Source organism: Streptomyces sp. NPDC060198 (genome assembly GCF_042728415.1).
Taxonomy (GTDB): domain Bacteria; phylum Actinomycetota; class Actinomycetes; order Streptomycetales; family Streptomycetaceae; genus Streptomyces.
In genome coordinates, this window is record NZ_JBHWZJ010000198.1 from 1 (window position 1) to 13277 (window position 13277).

The following is a 13277-nucleotide window of genomic DNA, read 5'->3' on the forward strand; positions in this document are numbered from 1 at the left end:
GGACAGCGCCGCATTCGCGACACACGCCCTGACCACCCCATACTTCTCCGAGGACGACCCATGTGCCTTGACGGCCACTGCGAGCACCAGGTGGACATCCTCCGCCCCGACGCCGAGCGGACCGGCGAACCCGGCGACGGGCCGGGGCGCCGCGGGCTGCTGGCCGCGGGGGTCGCCGGTGCGGCTGCCCTCACCCTCTCCCCCATGGCGTTCGCACAGCCCGCCCGGGCGGCGGGGGCGACCGCGGACACCGCCGAGGCGACTCACGTCATCAGCGGCCATCTGGCCACCGGCGTGGCCGACTTCGTCTACCTCCCGGTGGAGGTTCCGTCCGGCGTGGCGAAGATCGCCGTGTCGTACTCCTACGACAAGCCCTCGGTCCCCTCCGGGACGCCCGGCAACTCCTGCGACATCGGCATCTTCGACGAGCGCGGCATCGGCCTGGGCGGGCTCGGCTTCCGCGGGTGGTCCGGTGGTTCCCGTACCTCTTTCGAGATCGGCAACGGCGAGGCCACTGCGGGCTATCTGCCGGGGAAGGTCGGCCGCGGTACCTGGCACATCGTGCTCGGCCCGTACCAGGTGGCCCCGCAGGGACTGAACTACCAGGTCACGGTGACCCTGACCTACGGCCGGCCCGGCCCGGCCGCTCCCCGCAACTTCCCGCCGCAGCGGGCCAGGGGGCGCGGCCGTGCCTGGTACCGGGGCGACTGCCACCTGCACACCGTCCACTCCGACGGCAAGCGCCTGCCCGCCGAGGTCGCCGCCGGTGCGCGGGAGGCAGGGCTGGACTTCATGGTCTCCACCGACCACAACACCTCGTCCGCGCACGCGGTGTGGGGCGACCACGCCGGGTCCGACCTGCTGATCATCACCGGTGAGGAGGTCACCACCCGCAACGGCCACTGGCTCGCCCTCGGTCTTCCCCCGGGCGAGTGGATCGACTGGCGCTACCGCAACCGCGACGACGCTTTCCCGCGCTTCGCCCGTCAGGTCCGCCGCGGCGGTGGCCTCGTGGTGCCCGCCCACATGTACTGCGCGTACGTGGCGAGCCAGTGGAAGTTCGGCTTCGACGACGCCGACGCCACCGAGGTGTGGACCGGCCCCTGGACGTACGACGACGAGCACGCCATCAGCACCTGGGACCAGAAAGTCGGCGAGGCGGTGCGCTCGGGCGGCCGTTGGGTGCCCGCCATGGGCAACAGTGACGCCCACAGCGCCCCGCAGGTCATCGGTCTGCCGCACAACGTCGTGCTCGCCGACGACCTGCGGACGGACTCGGTCATGGACGGCATCCGCGCCGGACGCAGCTGGATCGCCGAGTCCGCCGCAGTGGAGCTGACCTTCACCGTCAGCGGCGACGCGCGGCAGGCCGGTATCGGCGAGACCCTCGAAGCGCCCGCCGACGCGCCGGTGGACGTCCGCCTCGACGTGAAGGGCGTACCGAACGGCACGGTCCGCTTCATCACCGACGAGGGCCAGATGCACCAGGAGTCCCTGAGCGCGGAGGGCACCAGCACGGTGGTGTGGCGCACGACCGCCTCGCTCGCCGCGTACGTGCGCGCCGAGGTCCGCCACCCGATGGCGAACGGTTCGGCGGGGCAGGGCAACACCATGGGCGACGCCCTGATGTTCGGCCCCATGGCCGCTCTCACCAACCCGGTCTTCCTGAAGACGTCCCGGCGCTGACGGCCGGTCGGCACCCGGTGCGGGTGTCGGGCACGCGGCGCTCGACCGTCGGACCTCGGCCGGGGTGAGCCTGCCGAGGTCCGTGTGGGGCCGGTGACGGTGTTCCGGTAGCAGGAGTCGGGAAACGGCCCGGGCCGGGGCGGAGCGCTCTACCCTGACGGAACGGCAGCACTCCGTCGGGAAGGTGCCGCACACCGTTCGGGAGGCCCCGTATGAACGCGCCCGTGGCCGAAGGCCCCAATCCGCCGAGCTTTCCCCCGCGCACGCCGCCTCCGCCGAAGAAGCCGCTCTCTCCGCCCCCTCCGGACCTCTCCCGCGACGTCGCGGAGCAGGGACAGATCGTACGGAGAACCGTCCTGCACGGTGTCGGGATGAGGAACCGACAGGGTGCGAACTGGAGTTACGAATCCGCCGCATGGGTGCCGGGCAAGGCCCGGCGCAAGGTTCTCGAACAGCTCGGCGCCTGGGGTCACCGCCTCGGGCCGGTCGCGGTCCGGGCTCTGGATTCGGCCACTGATCTGCTCGTCGCCACCGCCGTCGGCGACGGCGGACGGAAGGTCAGCGTGCATCTCTCCGCCCAGGACGGGCAGGCGTGCGTGGTCGTCCTCTCCCACCGGAGCGCCCTCGCCCCGGGGCACGCTCCGGACGGCGACGACGTCCTGCACCGGGTGACCGCCCTGCCGGGCGTCGAGGGGTGCGGCACGGAGACGGGCCCGGAAGGCCGGCGTCTCTGGGCCGTCGTCCGTCTCTGACGCGAGGTGCCGACGACGGGCCGGTGGCGTGAACCACGCGAACGGCGTGCCGGATCAGCCGGTTTCGAGCTGGTGGTCGGCCCAGACATAGGTTTCGGGGAGCAGGTCGGCGATGGCGACGGCTCGCACGCGGTCGCCCTGGCCGACGATGATCTCGATGGCGGGGAAGTAGTCGAGGAGCGCCTGCCTGCAGCGGCCGCACGGCGGGACGATCCCCCGCCCCCGGTCGCCCACGGCGACCATGGTGTCCAGCTCGTACGCACCCTGGGCCGCGGCGGTGCCGATGAGGACCAGCTCGGCGCAGGGCCCTCCGGTGAAGTGGTAGGCGTTCACCGCGGTGACGATCCGGCCGTCCCGGGCGCGTGCGGCGGCGGCTACGGTGTGGTTGTCGCCCCGGCACCGTGTACGGGCGACGTGTTCGGCCGCCCGGACGAGTTCGTCGTCGACGCGTCGGGCCCGCCCGGTCGTTTCAGCCATGTCGGCCACCTCCTGGATCAGGCTTCGGCTCGGAACGTCGCGCGGTCGTAGTCGGCGTGACGGCCCTGTCCGGAGAGGTCCCAGACCCACAGTCCGACGAAGGCGCCCGTGAAGCCCATGGCTCTGACCTGCCCGTCCTGGACATCCTCGGCGTGCTCGTCGGAGAGTACGGTGGCGTCGGCCACCTCACCGAAGGGGCGTCGGCCGGAGCCGGTGTCGTAGTGGAAGCGCAGTTCCCCGCCGTCCAGCTCGCACCCCAGGCCGAGCCTGACCGTCGGGCCGACGAGGGGTACCCCGCCGGTTTCGTCGACCGTCAGCACGCCCCGGTCGCTGCTCGCCCTGCGCAGCACGGGCCGGCCCTCGTCGTCCGCGGTGACGTACAGGTAGTACCAGTTGCGGGTGTTGTAGTACGCGGTGATCCCGGCGAGGTGCTGGAACGCCTCGGGGCGGTACTCCAGCGTGGTTTCGAAGGAGCAGCGGGGCGCGGTCACCCGCTGGGCCACCAGGCTCGGCCCGACGAGGCTGTGCGGGGCGCGGCCTCCTCGTATCCGCAGGTGGGAGGGGCGGTCGGTGAGCGACAGCCAGTCCGGTGCGGCGGGACGCCGGAGGGTGGACCACTGGGGCCCCAGGGTGGGGCGGTCGAAGTCGTCCTCGACATGAGTACCGGGCGCCGGGGTGTGCTCCGGGCCGGCCTCGCGGCCCGCTTCCCGTCCCGCTGAGATGGGCGCGGCGACTTCCAGGGCCGGTTCGCCGGTCGGGACGCGGGGCCATTCGTCGGAAGTCCAGGTGACCTGTGCCAGGGCCGTCTCCCGTCCCAGAACACACGGTCCGCGCCGTCCGAGCGGGCGGGAGACGAGGTAGGCCAGGTAGGACTCTCCGGCCTGCGTCGTCACGAGGCTGCCGTGTCCGGCCTTCTGCAGGGGCAGGTCCGGGCTGTGGCGCGCGGTGATGAGCGGGCCGTTCGCATCTCGTTCGTACGGGCCGGTCAGGGTGCGGGAGCGGGAGACGGTCACCTGGTGGTCGTAGCCGGTTCCGCCGTCGGCCGTCAGGAGGTAGTACCAGTCGCCGACCCGGTAGAGGTTCGGGCCCTCGATCCATCCGTCCCCGGGAGGCAGACCGATAAGGGTGGGCTCGCCGACCAGAGCGCGGGTCACGCGGTCGTAACGGGTCGCTTCCAGGCCTGCCGACCCGCCGTGCCCGGGCCGCCAGTCGTGGACGAGGTTGATCATCCAGCTGTCGGGGCCGTCGTGGAAGAGGGAGGCGTCGAAGCCGCGCGCGTGCAACGGGACGGGCTCGGACCAGGGACCGTGGATCGAGGGGGCGGTGACGAGTTGGTTGGGGGCGTCGGAGAAGCCGCCGGTGTAGCTCGACACGTTGCTGTAGAGGAGGTGGAACAGCCCGTCCGCGTGGCTCAGACTGGGAGCCCATACGCCGCCCGAGTCGGGGCAGCCGGTCAGGTCGAGCGCCGGCGGACCGTCGAGCGCTCCGCCCAGAGGCTCCCAGTGGACCAGGTCCCGGGAGTGGTGCAGCCGGACGCCCGGGCACCATTCGAACGTGGAGGTGGCGAGGTAGTAGTCGTCGCCGACCCTCACGATCGAAGGATCGGGGTGAGAACCGGGCAGCACGGGGTTCCGTACGACCTGCGCGGATCCGTCTCCCACGTGCTTCCCGTCCTTCTGTTCCGTCGCCGTGCTCCGTGTTCCTGATGATCAAGGGGGAACCTAGCGTCGAACACACGCATCGACAACCGTCCGCCGCGCCCGGGCAGAGCCGGTGGGATGCCCGGCCGGGTGTCACCGGCGGCCCCGCCGAGCGATGTTTCGCGCTGCGGGGCACACGGTAAGCAGAGGAGTCGGCCCGGCAGGCGCGCTCCGCCTCCGGCGCCCTCGAACCGCGACGAGAGGGAACCCATGGGCTCCGCACCGATCCTGATCCGTGACGTCCGTGTCTTCGACGGGCTGCACAGCGAAGTCTCCGAACCTCGGTCGGTGCTCGTCGAGGACCGCAGGATCGCCGCGATCGGGGGCGACGCGACGTCGACCGGCTCACTGGTGATCGAGGGCGGCGGACGGGTGCTCATGCCCGGGCTGACCGACGCGCACGTGCACCTCTTCGCCGCCGGGAACACCGAGGTGGGGCTCGCCATGGGCAGCACCGGCTCGGGCTACTACCAGGCGCTGGCCGAGGCCGGCCGGATGCTCATGCGGGGGTTCACCGCCGTGCGGGACATGGGCGGGGACGTCACCGCGCTGCGGCAGGTCCTGGACGCGGGCACCTATCCCGGCCCGCGGATCTACCCCAGTCAGGCGGCGCTCTCGCAGACCTCGGGGCACGGCGACTTCTCCTGCGCGTACGACGACGCCACGACGTTCGGCGGCGCGCCCTCACGGGCCGAAGGGATCGGCTTCATGCGGGTCGCGGACGGCCGCGACCAGGTCCTCGCGGCTGCCCGGGAGCAGCTGAAGCGGGGCGCCACCCAGATCAAGGTGATGGCCGGCGGCGGGGTGACCTCCGCGCACGATCCGCTGGACGTGGTCCAGTACACGGTGGACGAGCTGCGCGCGGCGGTCGAGGCCGCCGCCGACTGGGGTACGTACGTCAGTGCGCACGTCTTCAGCGACGAGGGGATCCGCCGCGCGGTCGCCGCCGGGATCAAATCCATCGAGCACGGTCACCTCGCGTCCGAGGAGACCATCCGGCTGCTGAAGGACGAGGGGGTCTGGCTGAGCACCCAGCCCTTCTTGGAGGGCGACCACTCGTTCTCCTCGCCGGAGTCCACGGCGAAGAACAAGGAGGTGTGCGACGGGGTGGCCCGGACGTATGCGTGGGCGCGGGCCGCCGGGACGCGGATCGCCTTCGGAACGGACCTGCTGCTGGAGCCGTCCAAGGCGGCCCGCCAGAGCGAGATGCTCACCCGGCTGGCCGGTACCTTCGGGTTCTCGCCCGTCGAGGCATTGAAGATGGTCACGTCGGGCAACGCCGCGCTCTTCCGGCTCTGCGGCGAGCGCGACCCGTACAAGGCGGCCCGCTTCGGCGAGATCACGGTCGGCGCATGGGCCGACCTGCTGATCGTGGAGGGTGACCCCACCCGTGATCTGAGCCTGCTCGGCGCACCCGAGGACAACCTGGCCGTCATCGTCAAGGACGGCCGGGTCCACCGGAACCGGCTGGCCTGAGAGCGGGACCCGCGTGCCCCGGGCCCGGGTCAGGCCGCCGGGGTTCCCCGGAGCGCGGAGACGATCGCGGGCCAGGCGTCGGCACCGAGCAGAGCGTCCGCGTGCGGGCTGCCGCCGTGCAGATGTGCCGGGGATGCCGGGAGGACGCTCTCGCCGGGGAACCGGGGGCGGTGGCCGGCGTCGGCACGGCTGATCACCGTGACGCCCGCGCCCGCCGAGCGCCGCCGGGCGGCCAGCCGCTCGGCGGCCCGGAGGGAGGGCCACATCGCGTCGTCGCCGCCGGCCACGAGGACCATGTCGGCGCGGGTGCGTTCGACGGGTATCGCGGCTCCGGGAAACTGCCGTCCGAAGGTGCGGCGGCTGAGTTCGTACCAGCTGGTGAAGGCGACGGGCTCCCCGGCGGGGCTCCCGGACACCCAGGAATCGTCCATGGGGAGGAAGGGCAGCGGCTGTCCCCGCCAGGACCACGAGGAACGGTAGGGACGGTGCAGGCCGTCGAGGCCCGGTCCCACGTTGCACCAGACGGAATCGGTCGGGGAGACCGCGACCACCACGTCCACCCGTGGGTCGCGCACGGCGGTGAGCAGGGCGGCCTCGGCGCCTTTGGAGACCCCGAGTATCCCGATGCGCGGGGCGCCCGTGGACCTCAGCAGTCCGACGGCGTCGGTGAACGTCTCCAGGGGGATCTCGCAGATGCCCGGCGACTGCCCGGGCCCGCCGAACCAGCGCACCGCCAGCGCGGTCAGCCCCTGTCCGGCGAGGAGACGTGCCCGCTCCCGGTCCACCCGCCCGCTCGATCCGGCCAGGACCAGGACGGCCGCATCGCCGCCTCCGACGGGCTCGGTGACGAGTCCCTCCCACGGAGTGTCCAGCGCACGCTCATGGATGTCCACGCCGATCCCCTTCCCACGAGTCCCGCCGCCGACGGGCCCGCGGCGGGGACGGCGGCACGGTTCGGATCGTACGGCGCAGGGGTTTGGCGGCGAGCGCCGGGGAACGGCCGGCTGTCCGCCGGTCGCGGCAGCGCCGGGTAGCCGGTCCGGGTAGCCGGACCGGCCCGCCCGAAATACTCTGCAATGACCGATCCGCACTGGAGCAGCCGATGACTCGCCGGAGGAATCCCGCCCCAGCGAGCGCCGCGGACCTTCTGGGCACCCTGCAGCAGCTGACGGCCCGCGCCCGGCAGGAGGTGGAGCTCCACCAGGCCCGGGTGGAACTTGCCGAGGCGCTCCAGCGCACCTTGCTCCCGGGCGCGTTGCCCTCGGTCCCCGGTCTGCAGACCGCCGCCCGCTATCAGCCGACCCATCACGGGCTCGACATCGGCGGCGACTGGTACGACGGGTTCGCGCTGCCCGACGGGACGCTCGGCTTCGCCATCGGAGACGTACAGGGGCACGACGTCGAAGCGGCTGCCGTCATGGGGCAGATCAGGATCGCGATGCGGGCCATCGCGGGCAGCACCTCGGACCCCGGTGAGGTCATGCGCCGCACCAACGACCTGATGATGTCGGTCACCGCTCCCCTCTTCGCCACCTGCACCTTTCTCCGGGTCGATCCGGACACCCACGAGCTCCACTCCGCCCGGGCCGGCCACGTGGCGAGCGTATGGGCGACCGTCGACGGGCGGTCCGGGATCGCGGAGAGCCCGGGCGGGCTGCCCCTGGGCATCATGAGTGGGGAGGTCTATCCCGTCACCCGGCGCTCGCTCGACGTCCCCGGCGTGGTCGTCCTGCTGACGGACGGACTGGTGGAGGGGCCTTCCCTCGATCTCGACGAGGGGCTCGAAGCGATCCGCGGGCTGGTGAGCGCCCATGTGACCGCCTCCGCCGAGGAGCTCGCCCAGACGGTGCTCGGAGCGGCGGACATGACGGGCCACGAGGACGACGTCGCCTTTCTCGTCCTCCGGCACGGGGGCGACCCGGACGGCTGACGGCACACCGCGCGTGTCACCGCAGGTGTCGTGCGCGGACCGGTGTCTGATGGCATCCGTGATCCGCAGCGAGAAGGCCAGACGCCGGACCGTGGCCGTCGCCCAGCTCCTGGGTGTCGCCGCCGCCTACTACCTGTCCGGCCGCCTGGGGCTGCTCCGACAGGTGGAGGCGTACCAGTCGGTCGTGACGCCCCTGTGGCCCCCCACCGGTGTCGCCCTCACCGCTCTCCTGCAGTTCGGCGTACGGATCTGGCCGGGCATCGCACTCGGGGCCCTGTTCACCACCCTCACCATCAGCGGCTCGTTCTCGCCCCTGGGAATCGGCATCCTGATCGGCAACACGCTCGCGCCCCTGACGGCCTACGCGGCCCTGCGGACGGTGGGCTTCAGGGAGGAGCTGGACCGACTGCGGGACGGGGTCGTTCTGGTGTTCCTGGGTGCCTTTACCGGGATGCTGGTCAGTTCCACCCTGGGGTGCTTCACGCTGGTCCTGAGCGAGAAGCTGCCGGTGGAGCGGTTCTGGCCCGTCTGGGCGTGCTGGTGGGCCGGGGACGTGATGGGCGTTCTGGTGGTGACGCCCATCCTCCTCGTCCTGCGCCGGGCCCGGATGCCCCGCGTCACCGACCGCTGGCTGGAGGCCGTCGGACTGTTCGTCGTCATGATGTGCGCCTCGCTCATCGCGACGACGAGCACGCTCGCCATGCTCTATCTGGTGTTCCCCGTCCTGATCTGGGCGGCGCTCCGTTTCCAACTGCCCGGCAGTGCCCCCTGCGCCCTGCTCGTCTCCGTTCTCGCGGTGATCGCGGCGACGCATCAGGCGGGCCCGTTCAGGGGGCACCACGTGCTGGAGGTGATGCTCAATCTCGCCCTGCTCAACGGCTCGGTGACACTCACCTCGCTGCTTCTGTCGGCTCTCGTCACGGAACAGCTGAACATCCGCCGCGAGATGGAGCACGCCTGCGTGGAACTGGCGGAGCTGGTCGAGGAGCTGACACCCCGCTCGGCCGCCCGCGCCCGGCGACCCTCCTCCTCGGAGCGCGTGGCGATCCGGCCCGAGCTCGGCTGAGGCGGCCGGCCGGACGGTGGTCGGGGAGGCGGGGGGGGCAGTGCGGTGGTCAGTCCCCGGAGCGGGGGAAGAATCGCCGCAGGAAGTCGTTGCGGAAGACTCCCTCGGGGTCGTACCGGCCGGCCAGCTCCTCGAAGCGGGCGTAGTCGGGGTACAGGCCACGCAGGTCACCGTGGCCCATCGGGAAGACCTTGCCCCAGTGGGGCCGTGCGCCGAAGGGGGCCAGCGCCTCTTCGACGGCGTGCAGCACCGGGGTGACGGCCGCCGCGTCCGGCTTCCACGTGAAGTGGAAGGCCACCGAGTCGCGCCCCTGGGCGGGGCTCAGCCAGAGGTCGTCGGCCGCCACCGTCCGGATCTCGGCGATCAGCAGCAGCGGCGCGACGCGGTCCCGGATGCGCTCCAGCGCCTCGAAGGCCGCGGGGGCGTCCTGCCGCGCCACGAAGTACTCCGACTGCAGCTCCTCACCGCTGCTCGGGGTGAATTCGAGGCGGAAGTGGGGCAGCCGCTCGTGCCAGGGGCCGCGTACCCCCTGCTGCGGGGTGCAGTTGCCGGCGGGCATCCCGGGAACCGGGTGGCGGGGCCCGTCCGCGAGCACCGCGCCGCGCCACTCGGCCGGGGCTTCGTACGCGTCCTCACCGTGCACGGCACGCTTCACCCACACCTGGTCGACGGGTCGGTCGCGCCAGCTCGTGAAGAGACTGACGCTGTAGCCCTCGGCCATGATCTCGTCGAACCCGTGCACCGCCCGGTCGCGGGGGAGGTCTTCGTAGACCCATTGCCGGACGTCGAAGGTGGGGACGAGGTCGAGGGTCAGCCGGGTGACGACGCCGAGCGCGCCGAGGGACACCACCGCGCCGGGGAAGTCGGGGTGGTCGCGCTCCAGCGTGGTCAGGGAACCGTCCGCGCGGACGAGTTCGACGGCGCGGACCGCTCCGGCCAGCGAGCGGTTCCCGACGCCGGAACCGTGGGTCCCGGTGGCGCAGGCTCCGGCGACCGAGATGTGCGGGAGCGACCCGAGGTTGTGGAGTGCGAAGCCGCTCTCGTGCAGCGCACCGGTGAGCTCCCCGAACCGCAGTCCGGCGCTCACCGTGGCCGTCCGCGCGGCGGAGTCGATGTCGACCACCCGGGGCAGCCCGGCGACGGAGACCAGGTCGCCCCGCGTGTCGGCGATCTCGTTGAAGGAGTGCCGGGTGCCGAGTGCACGGATCTCGGTGGACGCTCCCACGATGTCGCGCAGCTCTTCCACCGAAGTGGGGGTCAGCAGGCTCCGGGCACCGAAGGTGACGTTCTTGGCCCAGTTCCGCTCGGGCGCGTTCACGCGGTACTCCCCCGTCGCGCGGCCCGTCGGACCATGAGGGCGGTGGTGAGCGGGGCAACCGGCCGGCACGCGGCGGTTCCTCGCTCGGGACACGAGCGCGGAAGAGAATGATCGATCATACGTACGGAGCTTAGTCACCGACTCCGGGCAACGAGGTGCCGGTGGGGTGACGTCCGGCACCTTCCGCGCCTCGTCAGTAGGGAAGCGGCCGGCCGGACGGCGTACGCAGGTCGAGCGGGGGCGGCCCCGAGGGCTGCGGCGGACGACGGACGATCCTGATGCGGCCCATTGCCACCACCTCCTGTTGGTCAACCGGTATGTGCCCAGGTGGGCAGTGTTCACACTTCCGCGCCGGTGCCGGCTTCGCATCCCGGCATGCGACCGGGGATGCGGAGCGGGCGCGGTGCGGCGAACCTTGAGAGGACCCAGGGGGGACGACGACGGAAAGGACACGTCATGTCGGCGATGGACAAGATCAAGAAGATGCTCAAGGGCCACGAGGACCAAGCGGGCAAGGCCGTCGACAAGGCCGGTGACATGGTCGACAAGAAGACCGGCGACAAGTACAAGGGCCAGGTCGACTCGGCTCAGGACAGCCTCAAGCGGCAGTTCGGTGCTCAGGGCGAGCGGGGCGGGGACAATCCGCCGCGCCGGTAGGAGCCGCGGCGGGCCGACTCGGTCCGTCGTCCGCCCGGCTCCGCCCGCGGTGCCGCCGGTCGTACCGCCCCGGCCCTCCCCGTCGAGCGCCGGGCGCCTTCCCGCCGTGGCTCTTCACGTGCCGGAAACGGCGGGGTAGCACGTTCTCCACGTCGCTCCCCTACGCTGGTGCGCAAAGCCAGGGCCGAGGACGTCCACCGGCGCACCACGTCACCGCTGGACGGGAGCCCCGTGTTCCGCACCGCCTTGCCCGCCTTCCTCCTCCCGAACCGTTCGCGCCCGCTGCCTCGCTGGCTCGGGCACGTCATGAACATGCAGCGCGCCCCGGTGCCCTGGGGCGCCGTGCTGCGGGGCGGTCCGGCCGTGCTGCCGCTGCTGCTGTCGGTGCTTGCCGACCGACCGACGCTGGGGGTGCCCGCCGCACTGGGGGCCCTGCTCGCCGGGATCAACGACCGGCCCGGCAGCCGCCGCGGCGCGGTGCTGCGGCTCGGGCTTCCGGCGGTGACCGGTTCCTTCGGGCTGTTCCTCGGCACCTGGCTCGGGGACATCGCCGGCGGCGGGCGTTCCCTGGTCGTCCTGCCGCTCGCGCTGGGCGTGCTCGGACTCGTGGCGGGCGCGCTCAGCTCGACCGGGCCGGTGGCCTCCTCCTGCGGGACCCATGTGCTGGTGACGGCCGTGATCGGTGCCGGGATGCCGCTGCCCGAGCCCGGCTGGGAGCGGGCAGCTCTGTTTCTCGTGGGTGCGGTGTGGCTGCTCGTGCTGAGGCTGGTGCTGCCCTCCCCGGTACGTTCCCGGGCCAAAGGAGACGCTCCGTACGTCCTCGACGGTGAGCGCGAGGCCGTGGCGGCGGTGTACACGGCCGTCGCCGATCTGCTCAGGGCCGCGGGAAGCGACCGCGCGCCCGGCCGTCGCGCGGCTCTGAGCGGCGCGCTCGACCACGCGCAGGACACCCTGTCCGGGCCGAGGCTGCGACGGCGCGCGAGTTCCGCGGCCGAACGCCGGCTGCACGCCCGGTACGCCGCCGCGTTCCCCCTGGCCGAGGCGGCGACCGCGCTGGCCTGGGCCGGGGAACCGCTGCCCGCGCGCATCGCCGAGGGGCCCGACCGGCTGGCGCGGGCCGTTCTCACGGGCACTCCCTGCGGTGCGCTTCCCGCGCCGGTCCGGTCCGGATCGGGGCTGCGGGCTCTCGACGAGGCGTTGCTGCGTGCCGCCGCCGATTTCGACAACCGGGAGGGGCGCCTGGTGCGGAACGGCGAAGCGTCCGGCCGTACGTCCCTCCTGCGGCGCGCCTTCGGCCCCGCCGGGCGGGCGTACGGCATCCGGGTCGCCCTGTGCTGCGGGACGAGCACCGCCCTCGCCCAGGTGCTCCGTCACGACCACTGGTACTGGCTGCCGGCGACCGCGGTGTTCCTGGTCAAGCCCGATCTCGGGCCGCTGGCGTCACGGGTTCTGTGCCGGGCGGTCGGGACTGTGGCCGGAGCCGCTCTCTTCGCCGCTCTGCTGGCACCGTTCGCCGGGCCGGCGGTCGCGGTGGGAGCGGTGGCGGTGTGCGGCGCGCTCCTCCCCGTGGCCAGTCGGCACTTCGCGGCCCAGACCGCCGTCGTCACCGTGCTCGTGCTCTCGCTGGTGCTGCTGACGGGTGAGCCCTCAGCCGGTGCCGGGCGGGTCGTGGAGTCGTTGCTGGCGTGTGCGCTGGTGCTGGTGATCGGCCATGTGCGGATGCCGGGTCAGCGGGTGCACTCGGTGCGCTCGGCCCTGGACACGTCGGCCTCGGCCGCGCACCGGTACCTGCGTCATGTGCTGGACCATCCCGAGGACGGGGAGCGGCGTGGCGACCTGCGCCGGGACGCCTACCGGTCACTCGCGGTGGCTCGGAACGCGATCGATCTGTCGGCTGCCGAACTGCCACCGGTGGCCCGGCGTACGGCAGGGTCCGCCGAGGTCGCCCAGGCGCTGGAGATGCTGATCGACACGACCACGGCCTGCGCCGTGCACCTCGACGGGCGTACGGCCGGGCTGTCCCGCCCGTACGCCGACCGGCTGACCGCCCGGCTGTCCGCTCTCGACGCCGCGCGGGCGGGTGTGTTCCGGCCGCGGGGGCACGAGGCGAAGGTGTCGGTGACGGCGGGGTGAAGACCCCGCCCAGCCACATCCACGGCGAGGGGCGCAGCAGGGACGACTCCAGCACGGAGGCGCCCAGCACGCCGAGGGTCAC

At 72.6% G+C, this 13277-nt stretch carries 11 protein-coding genes; 7 read left to right on the forward strand and 4 right to left on the reverse strand.

Going from position 1 to position 13277, the window contains the following annotated elements; genetic code table 11:
- The first annotated feature begins 60 nt into the window (after positions 1-60).
- Both ACFWEP_RS22320 and ACFWEP_RS22325 read left to right on the forward strand, forming a co-directional pair.
- On the forward strand, positions 61-1686 hold the full coding sequence (locus ACFWEP_RS22320; RefSeq protein WP_387372136.1) for a CehA/McbA family metallohydrolase: 1626 nt from the start codon (positions 61-63) through the stop codon (positions 1684-1686).
- Positions 1687-2057: 371 nt separating this feature from the next.
- A complete protein-coding gene (locus tag ACFWEP_RS22325) occupies positions 2058-2438 on the forward strand; it encodes a hypothetical protein (RefSeq protein ID WP_387372138.1) in 381 nt (126 codons plus the stop codon).
- Between the two features lie 54 nt (positions 2439-2492).
- Here the strand turns inward: ACFWEP_RS22325 and ACFWEP_RS22330 are convergent, their stop codons facing one another.
- Positions 2493-2915, reverse strand: coding sequence for a cytidine deaminase family protein (locus ACFWEP_RS22330; RefSeq protein ID WP_387372140.1), 423 nt, complete (start codon positions 2913-2915; stop codon positions 2493-2495).
- Positions 2916-2932: 17 nt separating this feature from the next.
- Positions 2933-4576, reverse strand: a complete 1644-nt coding sequence (locus ACFWEP_RS22335; protein WP_387372141.1) for a glycoside hydrolase family 43 protein — start codon at positions 4574-4576, stop codon at positions 2933-2935.
- A gap of 249 nt (positions 4577-4825) precedes the next feature.
- On the opposite strand from ACFWEP_RS22335, the gene ACFWEP_RS22340 reads away from it, so the two are divergent.
- The gene (locus ACFWEP_RS22340; protein ID WP_387372143.1) at positions 4826-6091 is read left to right on the forward strand and encodes an amidohydrolase family protein; all 1266 of its coding nucleotides are present in this window, start codon (positions 4826-4828) and stop codon (positions 6089-6091) included.
- 29 nt (positions 6092-6120) lie between these two features.
- Here the strand turns inward: ACFWEP_RS22340 and ACFWEP_RS22345 are convergent, their stop codons facing one another.
- A complete protein-coding gene (locus ACFWEP_RS22345) occupies positions 6121-6984 on the reverse strand; it encodes an acyl-CoA thioester hydrolase/BAAT C-terminal domain-containing protein (RefSeq protein ID WP_387372144.1) in 864 nt (287 codons plus the stop codon).
- 209 nt (positions 6985-7193) lie between these two features.
- Here ACFWEP_RS22345 and ACFWEP_RS22350 point away from each other — a divergent pair, with 209 nt between their 5' ends.
- Both ACFWEP_RS22350 and ACFWEP_RS22355 read left to right on the forward strand, forming a co-directional pair.
- Positions 7194-8021 carry a PP2C family protein-serine/threonine phosphatase gene (locus tag ACFWEP_RS22350; protein WP_387372145.1) on the forward strand — a complete coding sequence of 276 codons (828 nt, stop codon included), beginning with the start codon at positions 7194-7196 and terminating at the stop codon, positions 8019-8021.
- A gap of 49 nt (positions 8022-8070) precedes the next feature.
- Positions 8071-9087 (forward strand): MASE1 domain-containing protein, encoded by a 1017-nt coding sequence (locus ACFWEP_RS22355; RefSeq protein WP_387372147.1) that lies wholly within the window; start codon positions 8071-8073, stop codon positions 9085-9087.
- A gap of 49 nt (positions 9088-9136) precedes the next feature.
- On the opposite strand, the gene ACFWEP_RS22360 is transcribed toward ACFWEP_RS22355, so the two are convergent.
- Positions 9137-10405 (reverse strand): D-arabinono-1,4-lactone oxidase, encoded by a 1269-nt coding sequence (locus ACFWEP_RS22360; RefSeq protein WP_387372149.1) that lies wholly within the window; start codon positions 10403-10405, stop codon positions 9137-9139.
- A gap of 456 nt (positions 10406-10861) precedes the next feature.
- On the opposite strand from ACFWEP_RS22360, the gene ACFWEP_RS22365 reads away from it, so the two are divergent.
- Both ACFWEP_RS22365 and ACFWEP_RS22370 read left to right on the forward strand, forming a co-directional pair.
- A complete protein-coding gene (locus tag ACFWEP_RS22365) occupies positions 10862-11062 on the forward strand; it encodes an antitoxin (RefSeq protein ID WP_387372150.1) in 201 nt (66 codons plus the stop codon).
- A 306-nt stretch (positions 11063-11368) separates the two neighbouring features.
- Positions 11369-13195 carry an FUSC family protein gene (locus tag ACFWEP_RS22370; RefSeq protein ID WP_387372152.1) on the forward strand — a complete coding sequence of 609 codons (1827 nt, stop codon included), beginning with the start codon at positions 11369-11371 and terminating at the stop codon, positions 13193-13195.
- Positions 13196-13277: the final 82 nt, after the last annotated feature.